We start from the raw sequence: 13,593 nt of genomic DNA on the forward strand, positions 1-13,593 counted from the left end.
AAAGGAACGCCATGAAAGATGCATCTCTCATCGAAGGACTCGTCGCCCATATCGCGGAACAAGAGCCCGTTCGCCCTGTAGGTCGGATATCCCGCGCTGACGGAGCGGCCCTGCATATTTCGGGCCTCACCGATAAAGCGTCTATCGGCGATACCTTGCAGGTCTATCGCAAACGTGGCGCCCCCTTGCGTGGGGAAGTTGTCCAAATTCTCGAGGATTCTCTTGTTATGTTGGCCGAGGCTCCACCAGAAGGGGTCAGTCTGAATGATCCTGTTACATTGCTATCCACGGCTTTGATTGCCCCTTCCTATCAATGGCTTGGGAGAATCATTGACCCCTCTGGCCTGCCCTTGGACGGTAAACCATTGCTGCGTGGTCCCACTGCACGTGCTCTTCTTGCGCCACCTCCGAAAGCCGCCCAAAGGCGTCCGTTTGGTCAACGATTGAGCACGGGTTTAAACGTAACAAATACAATATTACCTTTAGTCGAAGGGCAGAGGGTAGGTCTATTTGCCGGCTCCGGTGTGGGCAAATCGACTCTGCTAGGGCAATTCGCGCGGCACATGACGGCGGATATTGTCGTGATTGCCATGATTGGCGAACGCGGAAGGGAATTGCGTCATTTTATTGAAGAAGTTCTCGGCCCAGATGGACTTGCACGTGCCGTAGTTGTGGCTGCCACCTCGGATCAATCGCCCCTGTTACGTAGACGTTGTGCATGGACCGCAATGGCCGTTGCTGAACATTACCGAGATTTAGGTCATTCGGTTTTATTTCTGGCCGATTCGATTACCCGTTTTGCCGAAGCACATAGGGAAGTCGCCGTTGCCGCCGGAGAAGCACCTGTGTTGCGCGGGTTTCCACCGTCTACAACTCACTTGATAACCTCCCTATGCGAACGAGCTGGCCCTGGAGCAGATAACCAAGGAGACATAACTGCCATTTTCAGCGTATTGGTAGCGGGGTCAGATATGGATGAACCGGTAGCAGATATTTTACGCGGCGTACTGGACGGGCACATCGTGCTGGACAGATCCATTGCTGAGCGCGGGCGATTTCCAGCTATCGACGTCTTACGCTCCGTTTCCCGAAGCCTCCCCGCAGCTGCAACTGAAAGAGAGAACAAGCTCCTCTCGTTAACACGAAAAATGTTAGGGTTGTACGACGCTAACTCGATGATGATTACAGCTGGATTGTATTCGAATGGAACCGATCCGGAGATCGATAAAGCCATAAAACTTTATCCGGAAATCGAATCCTTCTTGGCCAAAACCGAACCGGATGATCCACAGCGCAGCTTTAGCCAATTAGAACTGGTTCTTCGAAGGGCAGGTATTAGCTAAGTTCAACCACTTAGCAGGGTTAACGCGATCGCATTTGAAGAGTAGCCTGCGTTGAGGTCGGATATCTGATTCCGCACTACATATTTTGTGACAAGCTCTTGAACCATTTCAGGATCAGTAAAACTAGAAATTTCGTCCGTTCCAAATTCCTTTTTGGCGCGTTCTTTAAAAACACTTAGCTGCTGGTCCAAATCAATTTGGCCAAAAGAACTTGGCAAATTTAGTGCTTTCTCGAATACCTCCCTCAAGGGAGCTTCACTCATCAACGTGTACCACTTCGCATCATTTGAAGTATCTTCCGCGGCTAAAACGCTCATCTCACGCTCAGCGTATAGTGCAAACCGCATGGATTCGTTTTGTTCGCCTGCCGCAATTTCAAATTCAATCGCCTCATAACGATCAATGATTGCCTCAGCAAACAAAGGCTCCCCTACCTTGAGAAACTCTCCTGGGCCGAAACCAAATGCCTGAGATAGTTCTGCGTAACGAGGATCTGAGAACCTATTCGCTAGTGAGTCATCGTTGTCAGTTCCCTCCTCCAGAATTTTCTGGATGAAGTACTTACTGTTGATATCATCAGATAAGTCAAAAGCGCCTAAGGCAACGGTCATTAACCTGTGATCATTCACAAGCTCTTCCGCAGTCTCAATATTTCCTATGTTTTCGCGAAAGTAATCACCGTCACGCTTCAATTCGGCATTTTGGCTAAAGGCTGCAAATTGACTGTCATAAGTCTCTTGCAGGAACCGCCAACCAGCAAAGCCGTCAAGTGGAACAACCGGGAGATACATTAGTTCGGGCGAACGGCCAACAGCCGTTCCTCCCGTGGAAGAAGAGAGCGAAGTGCCTTCAATGTTCGGTAATGCTGTTTTTCAATAACGGCTTCGCTAGCGTCTGCCAGAACCTGCCTACTATCAGAATCGGTGAACACTTGGCTCAATTCTTCGACTTGTCGCAATAAAGGCAGATGCGCACTGTCTGGGTCTTTGTCGCCCGACAGGACCAGTTGCACCGCAAATAGGGCACGCCGAACAGGCGTCTTGGCGTCTTCTGGATGAATGGCATCGCGAAGACGAAGTATCTTTGCATCTGGTGTCATGATGGCCAAACGACTTCTCCGGTCTCCATTTTCTATGACAGCACCGTTTATCAAAACACGTTCTTTTGGACCCAACTTAAGGACTAAACCACTCATTTTGGCTTCCGATCTATTTCAAGCCGCGCAAAATCGCGGTGTTTACTTCTACAAGGGGTAGGGCGCTAGCCTGTCCGCGGATGGCTTTTCGCGTATGATGCTCTGTAAACTCTGCCAAATATATGATCCGCGCACGCAGATCCTCAGGCAACAAATTTTGTGGACTTGATGCATCCAATCCAAATTTCCGCCAAAGCGTTCGGTTCTCGTGCATCGCCTCAATCAGCTTATTGAAATCTTTTTCTTTCATAGCGCCTGATAATCGCGACGTTATCCGCGCGACGACATCAAATTCGACTTTTCGCGCTGATTTCAAAGGTGCAGCAATTGGTGCATAGCCCTTTTGGGCAAGTGTGGTAGCGTTCACAGAAATCCCTACTCATCAATTGTTGTGCAAGGGGCGCAATGCTGCGCGCCCCTCACCATTGTCTAGGTCGATAAACTTAACGGAAGAGCGACATGATCGTGGATGGCGACTCGTTCGCGATCGACAAGGCCTGCACACCCAGCTGCTGCTGTGTCTGAAGTGCCTGAAGTTTCGCGGATGCGGCTTCCATGTCCGTATCAACGAGGGCACCGATACCAGAAGTCACCGTATCAGATAGTTTGGAAATGTAATCCATCTGATCGTCTACACGTTTACCATCGGAACCCAGAGCAGCAGCACCGTTAATTGCCGCCGTCAGCATGGTTTCGATTTCGCCAAAGGCTGATGCGGCAGTCGTAACGTCCGCAATGGCCGTCATAGCCGACGTGTCAACGGAAGTCTCGAAGTCTGCAGACGAAACATCGATTGTGCTGACTGTCGGTGCGCCTGAACCGACACGATCAAGCGACGAAACCACGGTGAGGCTTGTACCGCCTGTGCCATCGATATCCGTTTTCAATAGGTTGACACCGTTAAACTGTGAGCCAGAAATGATCGCATCAATTTGATCGCGCTTGGACGCCATGTCTGCTTCGATTTTGCCGAAATCGGCCGTTTCTGATTGTGCTGAAACCGCAAGCTCCTTCATTTCCGTAAGGGTCTCTACGATACGTTCAGCACCTGTGCTGGCAACAGCCACCGTAGATTGCCCAACCGATAGAGAATCTTGCACCGCATCAAAACCAGCAACGTCAGACTCCATTACTTTGGAAATCGCCCAGACCGATGCGTTGTCTTTCGCGGTATTGATATCTTTACCTGTGGAAATAGAGTTCTGAGTATCCGACAGATTGCTGTTGATGGATTTCAGAGTTTGCAGGGCAACCATTGCGCTGTTGTTTGTAAGAATGCTCGACATTGAAGCTGTTCCTCTTTTTGCATGTCGGCGCTTTGCGCCGGATAACGTCCACATCGCTGCTGGACAGGAATGCCATTCTGACAGTTACAACCACTCGTTTCCCGAGCAGTGCGCCACCCGTGTTTCGGATGCATCGCCACCATGTCCTATTGCCGCTTTCCAAATACTTAATGCCTCATGCCGGTCTGTTTGGCATTTTATTCAACTGGCCTGCGCTTCATTCAGCGCAAGCCAAAACCTTGAACTATGCACGTTTTTCCACTTGTTGCTTTGCGTTGGTTGGAACGCTCTGCCTGCACCCTCGTTCATCATAGGTATCCAGTGCAGATCGAACCTGTCTCAATGCCGCAAGACGGACAGAAACCGAACGTATCCCCTCAAGAGCGCCATCCAAAAGCAACTGATTGCGCTGCAACTTTCTTTCTAGCGGCCCGATCTTCTTTCGGTTCAACTCTTCGCTCTCAAACATGGCATCCAATATGGATTCCTTTTCAGCCAATAAGGTACTCAATCCTTGAAGGTCCCCCTCCAAAAGGTACTTCCGTTCCTTTTCGAGTAAACTATCAAGGCTTTCAAAATCAGGGTTTTCAGTGGTCATTGGTTTGCTCCTTTAAAGATTCGAAAAGGGATTCGGCTAATCCGATTCCGCCGCTTTTGACAATTTGGTTGGCGTGTTCCTGAACAAGGAATGAACCAAATTGATCCTCCCCTGCGCCGCCCCCAAAACTTTCACTCGTCTTCCCTAGGCCGGCTGATTGCAGCATCTCCGCCAAAAATGTCGCCTCAAGCTTTTGAGCCGCCTCTTTTAGGGCGGTATTTCTGCTCGTTTCTGGCGTTGGACCTAGCGATGGTGGAATCGGGTTCATCCGAAAAACTCCTTAAATTGCTTCAATTTTCCAGAGCATGAGCGCAAAGCCGTAAACAATCGGTAAGGAAGTTTGTGGATATTTATCAGGTACCGCGGCAGAATCCCGAAAGGTTCCAGAATGAATCCACTACTTGCACAAGACACAAGTGCTTTGTCCGTCACATCGGCTCAAAAGCTCGCAATGGATTCGGATCATTCGAAAAGCGGTGAGCTGAACAAGCAAGATATTCAGACCCTTAGCATACCTCGGGACACTTCAGAAACTTTTGCAAACCTCTTTGCCGAAACCTCCAAAATAGAAGCTCCTGACAACCATGTTCATTCTGAAAGTGAAGCCGTTGAAACATCTTCCCAAGATGATGATCCTCTTTTTTTTGATGACCAGCTTTTGGAGGCTAACCCCCAGAGCCTAAAAGATGACGGCAAAGCTGCAGGCGGCTCGGCGCGCGCGATTAGCGCCTTGGAAAGGCTAGAGGACTTAGAGCGTTTTAATCCCTCACCATCCAGATTAGCCCTGCCAAATGAAGAGACCCGGATTTCAACACCCGAAGTTATTCAAAGCAAGCAAGCGGATACGTTCAACCTTTCTTCTAATGTAGCTTCCCGAACAATCGCCGCAGAAAACCCAGAAATACCGTTGAACAAACCAGGCGTTACCATCGCTGAAACCAATTCCGGTTCAACGCCCCCCCCGAAAGACCAAAATAAGGCCGATACCCCAGCACGACTGGCCCAAGCATTCGTAGCCTCGACAGAAACTTTGCCTGATAAAATCGCAGCTTCTGCAACTAATGCTCCGGTTTTAAATGACACTGTTCAAGCGCCCGTGAAACAGATTGAAACATCGAATTCACGAGCGGATTCGACGCCAGTACCGCGTTCAAAAACCAACGATGTGATTCAGCCACTGACGGCAAACAACGAACAAAATGGTAAATCTAGCATTCCTGTTCTGAATAACGCAGCCCAATCGCCCCTAACACAGATTGAAACGGCGAATGCACCAGCCGATTCAATGCCAGTACCGCGTTCAAAAACCAACGACGCTATTCAGCCACTGGCAGCAAACAACGAACAAAATGGTAAATCAAACATTCCTGTTCTGAATGACGCAGCTCAATCGCCCCTAACACAGATTGAAACGGCGAATGCACTAACCGATTCAATGCCAGAACCGTATCCAAAAACCAACGATGTGATTCAGCCACTGACGGCAAACAACGAACAAAATGGTAGATCTAGCGCGCCGCCTTTGACAACAGAACATGGGGTAATGCCAGTAGAGGACAACAAGCACCAAAACACGCCCAACCTCTCGTCTACCGCAGGTCAAACGCCAAACCCACTAAAGGAACTGAAACTGCCTGAGGGCTATTCCGTAACATATTCGGACAAACAAGCTGCGGTAACAGCTGAGAACGATCATCTGGCTCGACAATCATCTTCGATAGCGCAAGCGCCTGCCAATGTTGATCCAGAGTTGCCCAAAGGTGAATTTCCGACTGCTAGCCTCAAACCCAATCCTCCGCAGACTGAACCTGTGGTGCAACAGAGAGCTGTGCAGCCCCAACCTCATATAACAACGGAATCCGCGCAACCTGTTTCGCTGCAAACACCATTGCCCGCCTCCGTTTCCGACTCAATTGAAACTACGCCTCCACAATTCGCCCTCAGTGAAAAATCAAACGCTGAGCACGCAACCATGCCAACGTTAACGCGGGACTCTTTTGGTCCTGCCAGAGCAGATTTATCCCAAAAACTAACTGAGGGTATCGACGCACAAGTCAAATCCGCTATTCCACCTGTGAAGGCTGGTGAATCTGTGCCTCGCCCTTCAGCCCCCTCTATCGGTACGCCTGTAACAACATTCACCAGCGCGCCTTCAAGTGCGTCCATCATTCCTTCTGCTTCGGTAGAGGTTGATCAATTGACAGCAACGGTCACCGTTCCTTCCACTCCCTCGGCTATAGCCGTACCACCATCTGTTTCAGTGGCGCCCCTTCAGCCGGTTACTGTTGGTAAACCCACTGCTCGCGATTCAATGATAGCCCCAGATTCGACCGTATCGATGGACGAGGTCGAGCCTTTACCCGCTTTCGTTAAAACCTCTCCACAAATGCAGGTTGGCGCCTCTGCGCCAGAAACTCCAACAACATCAATCGGCCTATCTAATACAAATTCCGACCCCTTGTTTTCAGCCACGCTAACAGCTGAACCATTGGAATTGGCCAGCTGGGAAACGGTTCGCTCTACCCAACAGAACTCAACTGTGGTTTCCAGGACGGACCTACCATCACAGGTAGCAAGGCAGCTCGCCGAAGCATTACCGCAGGCTAGCCAGCGACCGGTTGAGATTGCTCTTTCACCAGAAGAGCTAGGGCGTGTTCGAATGTCTGTCTTAACCGAAGAAAACATCATCACTATCAGCATCCATGCGGAGCGAAACGACACCTTGGATCTTATGCGTCGGCATATAGATCAATTAGGGCAAAACTTCCGAAACATGGGCTACGAAGAAATTAACATCGAATTCGGCAATGATACTGAAAGCGGCTCATTCAAAGATCAGCCAAGCAGTTCAAAAGAAGGTGATGCAACCAAAGCAAAAGCATCATCTGCCCCTGCCAATTCAATAGACGAGCCAGCAACAGACCCCACAATCTCTGCGCCTAACAGCGGCGTCGACATCCGCCTTTAAAAGGGAGCCAACATGACCATTTCCAGTGTTACCTCAACAGATACGACAAATGCTTCGACTTTCACTTCTGAAACCCTTTCGAATAGCTCGGTTTTATCTTCTGATTTTGAGACCTTCATCAAAATGCTCACCACCCAAGCGGAATATCAGGACCCATTGGAACCAATGGACAGCTCTGAATATGCCGCTCAACTTGCGCAGTTCTCAATGGTGGAGCAACAGGTTCAATCGAATGATTTGTTGACCGCACTGACCGCTCAACTCAGCGGCTCAACCATGGGGCAATTGGCAGGTTGGATCGGCATGGAAGCTAGAACAACCGAGCCCGTTCTTTTTGACACCGATCCGATTACAGTACTTCCGACGCCGCCAGCAGGTGCGCAACAAATGGAACTGGTTGTCTATAACAACCAAGGTCAGGAAGTTGACCGTAACGCACTATCTGTTTCGACGGATCCGGTTGTTTGGGCGGGCGTAGGCCAAAGCGGACAGCCTCTTCCAGCCGGCTTTTATCATTTTGAAGTAGAAGCAACAGGCGCCAACGGGATTGAGCTAGATTCGACCAAAGCAGAAACTTATGCCCGCGTTGTGGAGGTTCAAAACATAGGAACAGAGGCCACCGTAGTTTTCTCTGGTGGTTCTGAGGCATTGGCCTCAAGCGTTACAGCCCTGCGCGAAGGTTCTTAACAATCAGCCAATCCAAGAGCAGCATAGGCGATCGGCATCATGGCGCGGCGCCATCGCCCCAACTCAAACTTGGGAAGGGGCTCTTGCATTGCTTTGGGGTAAATTGCGTCAGGTTTCTTATGCTGGGCCAATTGGGCCAGCAACGCCCCGCTATAACTGCCCATCGCAATACCATTCCCATGGTAGCACATCCCAGCAAATAGACCTTCACACTGAGGGACAGCCCCAACAAAAGGCAAAAGAGAACGGGACAGGCAAACCATGCCAGACCACGCATGCTGCGCAGGGATTTCACGAAATGCAGGGAACATCTGGCCAAAATCTTTCCTGATTCTCGACCGCATCCGATCTTCGGCTTTCGCTCCTGTCTTCAGCCCCCCGCGCATCCCAAATAACATGCGCCGATCCGGGAGAAGCCGGAAATAGTGCAGCAGGTTTCTGGTGTCGAAAGACATCTGATCCGTGGTCCAGCCAGATTCACCTACCTCTGCTTCGGTCAGTGGCCGCGTAACGATCACATTTGATTGCGACGGCATATAGCGACCCGCCAACCACCTCGGCACATCCTCGGACGAATAACCGTTTGTACCAATGATTACCCGATCTGCATGTAAGGCAAAGCCATTCACCCCCAAGGACCAACCGTTAGGCAGTTTCTCTAGCTTTGCCACTGTGCTGGATTCAAAAATTTTTGCACCTGCAGATATTGCAGCCCCAGCCAACTCGGACAGATATTTTCGCGGATTCAGCGCAAATCCTGCTTCAACAGTCATCCCTCCATAGAAAGGTCCCGCCATCCCTAATTCGGCAAGATCACTCGCCCCATGCAAATAGCTTGGCACCCCATAGTTTTCAGCAACTGTTTGTGCGTGGTGCTTCAACCCATCCATGTGTTTTTGGCGATGCGCTAAAACAGTTTCACCCTTGGAATGTCGATCAACGTTCCATTGGTTTTGCGTGATAATATCATCAACGAACTCAACCGCGGCCAGTTCGGTTCTGCGCATCTCGATCCGACCCGAACGCCCAAACCGACGATCAAGAGCTTGATCGCTAGCCATACTGCCGCCCAAACAACAAAACCCGCCATTTCGCCCAGACGCGCCCCAACCTATGGTTTTGGCTTCCAACACCGTTACGTTAATTCCAGCACGCGCAAGATGCAGCGCCGCTGTTAGCCCCGTAAACCCTGCACCAATGATGGCGACATCCGTTGAACCCGAACTTCCCAAGGTTGGCATTGCTCGAATATCACAGGTTTCGTCCCACCAGCAGGTTTCACGAGGGCCTTCACCATAAGCGTATTCATTAAAAAGGCGCCTCACTCGGAGCGTTCAGCCGTCTGAGCATCCATCTGCGCGCGAACTGTTTTTCGTTTGGAAATGAGTGATGCAGTGATCACGCCAATGGTCACAACACCAATCATCAATGTCGACAGCGCGTTAATCTCTGGGGAAACACCCAAGCGCACCGCGCTCCAGATCTTGATGGGTAGAGTGGTAGAAGACGGGCCAGAAACAAACGACGCGATGACCAGATCATCAAGGCTGAGCGTGAAAGCCAAAAGCCAACCTGAAATAACCGCAGGTGCGATAATCGGCAGCGTAACCAGCCGAAAGGCCTCAACTCGGTTACATCCCAAATCCAGCGCGGCCTCTTCCAGCGAACGATCAAAGCTCACCAATCGCGATGAGACGACAACCGAAACATAGCACATCGAAAAGGTCGTATGCGCCAAGACGATCGTGAGCACGCCACGATCCAAACCGATGCCAATGAACAGCAGCAGCAATGAAAGCCCTGTAATGACTTCGGGCATAACAAGTGGCGCATAGATCATACCAGAAAACAGAGTACGGCCAAAAAACCGCCCTGCATTCACCAAAACATAGGCCGCCATTGTTCCAAGAATTGTCGCGAATGTGGATGAGATCACAGCCACCTTTAGGGTCACCCAAGCAGCGTTCAAAAACGCCTCATCCTGCAACAGTTCCCCGTACCATTTGGTAGAAAAGCCCGCCCAAACCGTAACCAGTTTAGAGGCGTTAAAGCTATAGATCACCAATAGGATCATCGGCAGGTATAGAAAGGCAAATCCAAGGGTGAGAGACGTGATATTAAACGGGCTCAAACGCTTCATGCTTCGGCCTCCGCTTGTTTTTGCTGGTTCCGCTGGAACAGTACAATCGGCACGATCAGGATCAACAACAAGACCACAGCGACCGCAGATGCCACGGGCCAATCCCTGTTGTTAAAGAACTCTTCGAACAACACTTTGCCGATCATCAAGGTACCAGACCCACCTAACAAGGATGGGATCACAAACTCGCCCAGCGCGGGGATAAACACCAAGAAACAACCAGCGATAATACCGTTCTTGGACAGCGGGATCGTGACCAGCCAAAAGGCCGATAAACGAGAACATCCCAGATCTTCGGCAGCTTCGATCAGGCTATCATCCATCCGTTCCAGTGCCGCATAGATCGGCAGGATCATAAAGGGAAGGTAGGTGTAAACGATGCCAATATAGACAGCGGCGTTGGTGTTTAGAATGGTCAGCGGCTCCGTGATCAAACCCGTCCACAACAAAAACTGATTGAGCAAGCCTTCATTGCTGAGAATGCCAATCCACGCATAAACCCTGATCAGGAACGATGTCCAAAACGGCAAGATGACCAGCATCATCAAGGTCGGGCGCCATTCTTCTGGCGTGCGGGCCATGCCATAGGCCATCGGATACCCGACCAACAAGGTAAGCGCCGTAGAGATGACCGCGATCTTCAAACTGCTCAGGTAGGCTTTATAATAGAGGTCATCCGTGGTCAGAAAAACAAAGTTCTCGAAATCCAAACCTTGGATCAGTGCAGAAAACCCATCTTTCATTGTCGGCGCATAGGGCGGAATAGACAGCGCATAATCCGACAAGGAAATTTTGAACACGATAAAAAACGGGATCAAAAACAGGGCCAGTAACCAAGAGTACGGAACCGCGATCAACGCAAACTTACGCATTCCGATTGCTCCTGTTTGAACGACGGCGAGGGGTAAATGCGGGGATCACAAAAACGCTCATTCTGCCAATAGAACTCCGGCTGTCGCGTTCCAGCGGATCCAAACATCGTCTTCCCACGTGATATCACGGCGCGACAGACGGCGGGTGTTTGCAGTTTGCGCTTTGATGACCAAACCACCGGGTAACTCTACGTGGTAGGTGCTGAGGTTACCCAGATAAGCAATATCCAGAACCTTACCTTGCACGGCGTTTTCCGCCTTTTCAGGTTTGCCTTTTGTGATCGAAATCTTTTCTGGGCGGATTGCCAGATAGCATTCCTGACCGTCAGAGAATGCGCGCTCGGACGTTGCCAGAATGGGCGCTTGGTTCACGCCCCAATCAACGTAATACTGTTCTTTGTTCGCGGCTTTTGCCGTGCCTTTGATAATATTCACCTCACCAATGAAATCGGCAACATAGACACTATTTGGCGCTTCATAGATACCATCAGGCGTCGCGACCTGAATGATGCGACCCTCATCCATTACAGCAACGCGCGAGGCAACGGTCATCGCCTCTTCTTGATCATGTGTCACGATCACAAATGTTGTCCCTGTGGTCTCTTGGATGTCCATCAGTTCGAACTGGGTTTCTTGCCGAAGCTTTTTGTCTAACGCCCCCAAGGGTTCATCCAACAGCAACAGCTTGGGCCCCTTCGCAAGGCTCCGTGCAAGGGCCACACGTTGGCGTTGACCACCAGAAATCTGGTGCGGCTTACGGCGTGCGAATTTTTCCAACCGCGTCAATTTCAGCATCTCTGAAACGCGGTCGTCTATCTGTTCCTTTGGCAGTTTGTCTCGTCTCAGACCAAAGGCGATGTTTTCGTAGACACTGAGGTGCGGGAATAAAGCATAGGATTGGAACATCATGTTCACGGCCCGTTGGTTCGGGGGAACAGCGGCAATATCCTGTCCTGCCAGCTCGATCGTGCCTTCGGAAATAGTTTCAAATCCTGCGAGCATTCTCATCATTGTTGTCTTGCCACAACCAGATGGGCCCAACAGCGCAAAGAATTCTTTTGCGTATATATCCTGCGTCAGGTCATCAATCGCTACAAAATCACCATACCGCTTAGTAACATTTTTAAAGCGAATTAGGGGCTGTTCGTTGGGATCATCCCACGGAGCAAAAACGGGTATACTCAAGAGTCATGTTCCTTAGTCGGAGCAGGAAAGGACAGCGCCAAACGGCGCTGCCCGATTTTCAATTAGGTACCGGATTTAATCTTGGTCCAGCTACGTGTCACAACACGCTGTACCTTTGGCGGGTATGGCGTTGTGGTGAAGAGATTCTTCAGCGTTGCTTCATCTGGATAGATCGCCGGATCACCGATCACATCTTCTACTAGATGCTCTTGGGATGCTTTGTTACCGTTTGCGTAATAAACATAGTTCGACGCAGCCGCCATGTTCTCCGCGTCCATGATAAAGTTCAGGAACTTATGTGCCCCGTCTGGGTTTGGAGCATCAACTGGGATCGCCATTTGGTCGAACCACATCTGCGCGCCTTCTTTCGCCGCGTGATAGGCAATTTCCACACCATTTTCGGCCTCGGCCGCACGATCGCGCGCCTGCAGGATGTCACCAGACCACCCGATTGCGACGCAAATATCGCCATTCGCCAGTGCATTAATATACTCTGAGCTGTGGAATTTCTGGATATAGGGGCGAATTTTCATCATCACTTCTTCGCCTTTGGCGAGGACTTCGGGATCATGGCTATTCGGGTCTTCACCGATATAGTTCAACGCCATTGGTAGCATCTCGCTTGGAGCATCAAGGAAGTGCACACCACAATCGGCCAGCTTGGAAATGTTGTCAGGGTTCAAGACCAATTCGAGTGAATCGATCGGAGCGTCCGCCCCAAGGATTTCCTGCACTTTTCCTACATTTGTGCCGATCCCCGTCGTGCCCCACATGTAGTTAATCGAATAGGCATTCTCTGGGTCGTACTGTTCTGTGCGGCTTTCAACCACGTCCCACATATTGCCAGCATTCGGCAGCTTGGATATGTCCAGTTTCTGGAATGCGCCCGCAGTAATCTGGCGCTGCAAGAATGTGCCCGATGGCACAACAACATCATAGCCAGAACCGCCAGCAAGCATTTTAGTTTCAAGAACTTCGTTGCTGTCAAAAACATCGTAAATCAGCTTGATGCCTGTTTCTTCTTCGAACTTGGCCAAGAGATCTTCATCGATATAGTCCGACCAGTTATAAACACGGACTTCTTCAGCAAATGCTGTGCTGGCCATCAGGGCAGCTGCAGCGGTGCCGGTAAATAGCGTCTTCATCATTTTTGGGCTCCCATTAGTAAAGCTGGGTTATTCCCAGCATTGAAGAAAAGATGATCAAATTTTCACAGAATGCCAAGTTAATTTAGCAAAAATGCAGTTTTTCTTGGCTTTTTGAGTAGAATTTCACCCCTACGATAACAACATTGCACGAACCTGAGATTGACCAAACAA

Annotated in this window: 14 protein-coding genes; 3 read left to right on the plus strand and 11 right to left on the minus strand. The window is 50.2% G+C overall.

All coding sequences use genetic code 11. The features are described 5' to 3' along the window. Positions 1–11: 11 nt before the first annotated feature. Positions 12–1,343 carry a FliI/YscN family ATPase gene (locus Z948_RS0107420; RefSeq protein WP_025058934.1) on the plus strand — a complete coding sequence of 444 codons (1,332 nt, stop codon included), beginning with the start codon at positions 12–14 and terminating at the stop codon, positions 1,341–1,343. 2 nt (positions 1,344–1,345) lie between these two features. On the opposite strand, the gene Z948_RS0107425 is transcribed toward Z948_RS0107420, so the two are convergent. The 6 genes from Z948_RS0107425 to Z948_RS0107450 all read right to left on the minus strand — a co-directional run bounded on the left by Z948_RS0107425 (position 1,346) and on the right by Z948_RS0107450 (position 4,690). Continuing rightward, the gene (locus Z948_RS0107425) at positions 1,346–2,134 is read right to left on the minus strand and encodes a DUF1217 domain-containing protein (protein ID WP_025058935.1); all 789 of its coding nucleotides are present in this window, start codon (positions 2,132–2,134) and stop codon (positions 1,346–1,348) included. Further along, positions 2,134–2,538 (minus strand): flagellar biosynthesis repressor FlbT, encoded by a 405-nt coding sequence (flbT, locus tag Z948_RS0107430; protein WP_025058936.1) that lies wholly within the window; start codon positions 2,536–2,538, stop codon positions 2,134–2,136. The genes Z948_RS0107425 and flbT overlap by 1 nt, the downstream gene beginning before the upstream one ends. A gap of 13 nt (positions 2,539–2,551) precedes the next feature. After that, entirely contained in the window at positions 2,552–2,905 is a 354-nt protein-coding gene (gene flaF / locus Z948_RS17920; RefSeq protein ID WP_037951380.1) for a flagellar biosynthesis regulator FlaF, read from the minus strand. A 76-nt stretch (positions 2,906–2,981) separates the two neighbouring features. Next, positions 2,982–3,824, minus strand: a complete 843-nt coding sequence (locus Z948_RS0107440; protein ID WP_025058937.1) for a flagellin N-terminal helical domain-containing protein — start codon at positions 3,822–3,824, stop codon at positions 2,982–2,984. 244 nt (positions 3,825–4,068) lie between these two features. After that, positions 4,069–4,422: a hypothetical protein gene (locus Z948_RS0107445; protein WP_025058938.1), complete on the minus strand. Its 354-nt coding sequence runs from the start codon at positions 4,420–4,422 to the stop codon at positions 4,069–4,071. Further along, on the minus strand, positions 4,412–4,690 hold the full coding sequence (locus tag Z948_RS0107450) for a rod-binding protein (protein WP_025058939.1): 279 nt from the start codon (positions 4,688–4,690) through the stop codon (positions 4,412–4,414). The genes Z948_RS0107445 and Z948_RS0107450 overlap by 11 nt, the downstream gene beginning before the upstream one ends. Positions 4,691–4,810: 120 nt before the next feature. On the opposite strand from Z948_RS0107450, the gene Z948_RS0107455 reads away from it, so the two are divergent. Together Z948_RS0107455 and Z948_RS0107460 are read left to right on the plus strand one after the other, a co-directional pair. Then, positions 4,811–7,390, plus strand: a complete 2,580-nt coding sequence (locus tag Z948_RS0107455; RefSeq protein ID WP_025058940.1) for a flagellar hook-length control protein FliK — start codon at positions 4,811–4,813, stop codon at positions 7,388–7,390. Between the two features lie 12 nt (positions 7,391–7,402). Then, entirely contained in the window at positions 7,403–8,077 is a 675-nt protein-coding gene (locus tag Z948_RS0107460; RefSeq protein ID WP_025058941.1) for a flagellar hook capping FlgD N-terminal domain-containing protein, read from the plus strand. On the opposite strand, the gene Z948_RS0107465 is transcribed toward Z948_RS0107460, so the two are convergent. The 5 genes from Z948_RS0107465 to Z948_RS0107485 all read right to left on the minus strand — a co-directional run bounded on the left by Z948_RS0107465 (position 8,074) and on the right by Z948_RS0107485 (position 13,419). Continuing rightward, complete coding sequence (locus Z948_RS0107465) at positions 8,074–9,402, minus strand: NAD(P)/FAD-dependent oxidoreductase (protein ID WP_025058942.1); 1,329 nt, start codon at positions 9,400–9,402, stop codon at positions 8,074–8,076. The genes Z948_RS0107460 and Z948_RS0107465 overlap by 4 nt on opposite strands. Next, positions 9,399–10,217 (minus strand): ABC transporter permease, encoded by an 819-nt coding sequence (locus tag Z948_RS0107470; RefSeq protein ID WP_025058943.1) that lies wholly within the window; start codon positions 10,215–10,217, stop codon positions 9,399–9,401. The genes Z948_RS0107465 and Z948_RS0107470 overlap by 4 nt, the downstream gene beginning before the upstream one ends. Next, positions 10,214–11,089, minus strand: a complete 876-nt coding sequence (locus Z948_RS0107475) for an ABC transporter permease subunit (protein WP_025058944.1) — start codon at positions 11,087–11,089, stop codon at positions 10,214–10,216. The genes Z948_RS0107470 and Z948_RS0107475 overlap by 4 nt, the downstream gene beginning before the upstream one ends. Before the next feature lie 57 nt (positions 11,090–11,146). Next, positions 11,147–12,274: an ABC transporter ATP-binding protein gene (locus tag Z948_RS0107480; protein ID WP_025058945.1), complete on the minus strand. Its 1,128-nt coding sequence runs from the start codon at positions 12,272–12,274 to the stop codon at positions 11,147–11,149. A 62-nt stretch (positions 12,275–12,336) separates the two neighbouring features. Next, positions 12,337–13,419, minus strand: coding sequence for a polyamine ABC transporter substrate-binding protein (locus Z948_RS0107485; RefSeq protein WP_425427150.1), 1,083 nt, complete (start codon positions 13,417–13,419; stop codon positions 12,337–12,339). Between the last annotated feature and the right edge of the window lie 174 nt (positions 13,420–13,593).

Origin of the sequence: Sulfitobacter donghicola DSW-25 = KCTC 12864 = JCM 14565 (assembly GCF_000622405.1) — a bacterium.
GTDB lineage: Bacteria > Pseudomonadota > Alphaproteobacteria > Rhodobacterales > Rhodobacteraceae > Sulfitobacter > Sulfitobacter donghicola.

Excerpts from the sequence above, each read along its gene's own strand:
- Z948_RS0107485 (WP_425427150.1), bottom strand. The coding sequence starts at position 13,419 with ATGAAGACGCTATTTACCGGCACCGCTGCAGCTGCCCTGATGGCCAGC.
- Z948_RS0107440 (WP_025058937.1), bottom strand. The coding sequence starts at position 3,824 with ATGTCGAGCATTCTTACAAACAACAGCGCAATGGTTGCCCTGCAAACT.
- Z948_RS0107455 (WP_025058940.1), top strand. The coding sequence starts at position 4,811 with ATGAATCCACTACTTGCACAAGACACAAGTGCTTTGTCCGTCACATCG.
- Z948_RS0107445 (WP_025058938.1), bottom strand. The coding sequence starts at position 4,422 with ATGACCACTGAAAACCCTGATTTTGAAAGCCTTGATAGTTTACTCGAA.
- Z948_RS0107475 (WP_025058944.1), bottom strand. The coding sequence starts at position 11,089 with ATGCGTAAGTTTGCGTTGATCGCGGTTCCGTACTCTTGGTTACTGGCC.
- Z948_RS0107450 (WP_025058939.1), bottom strand. The coding sequence starts at position 4,690 with ATGAACCCGATTCCACCATCGCTAGGTCCAACGCCAGAAACGAGCAGA.
- Z948_RS0107420 (WP_025058934.1), top strand. The coding sequence starts at position 12 with ATGAAAGATGCATCTCTCATCGAAGGACTCGTCGCCCATATCGCGGAA.
- Z948_RS0107425 (WP_025058935.1), bottom strand. The coding sequence starts at position 2,134 with ATGTATCTCCCGGTTGTTCCACTTGACGGCTTTGCTGGTTGGCGGTTC.
- Z948_RS0107460 (WP_025058941.1), top strand. The coding sequence starts at position 7,403 with ATGACCATTTCCAGTGTTACCTCAACAGATACGACAAATGCTTCGACT.
- flbT (WP_025058936.1), bottom strand. The coding sequence starts at position 2,538 with ATGAGTGGTTTAGTCCTTAAGTTGGGTCCAAAAGAACGTGTTTTGATA.
- Z948_RS0107470 (WP_025058943.1), bottom strand. The coding sequence starts at position 10,217 with ATGAAGCGTTTGAGCCCGTTTAATATCACGTCTCTCACCCTTGGATTT.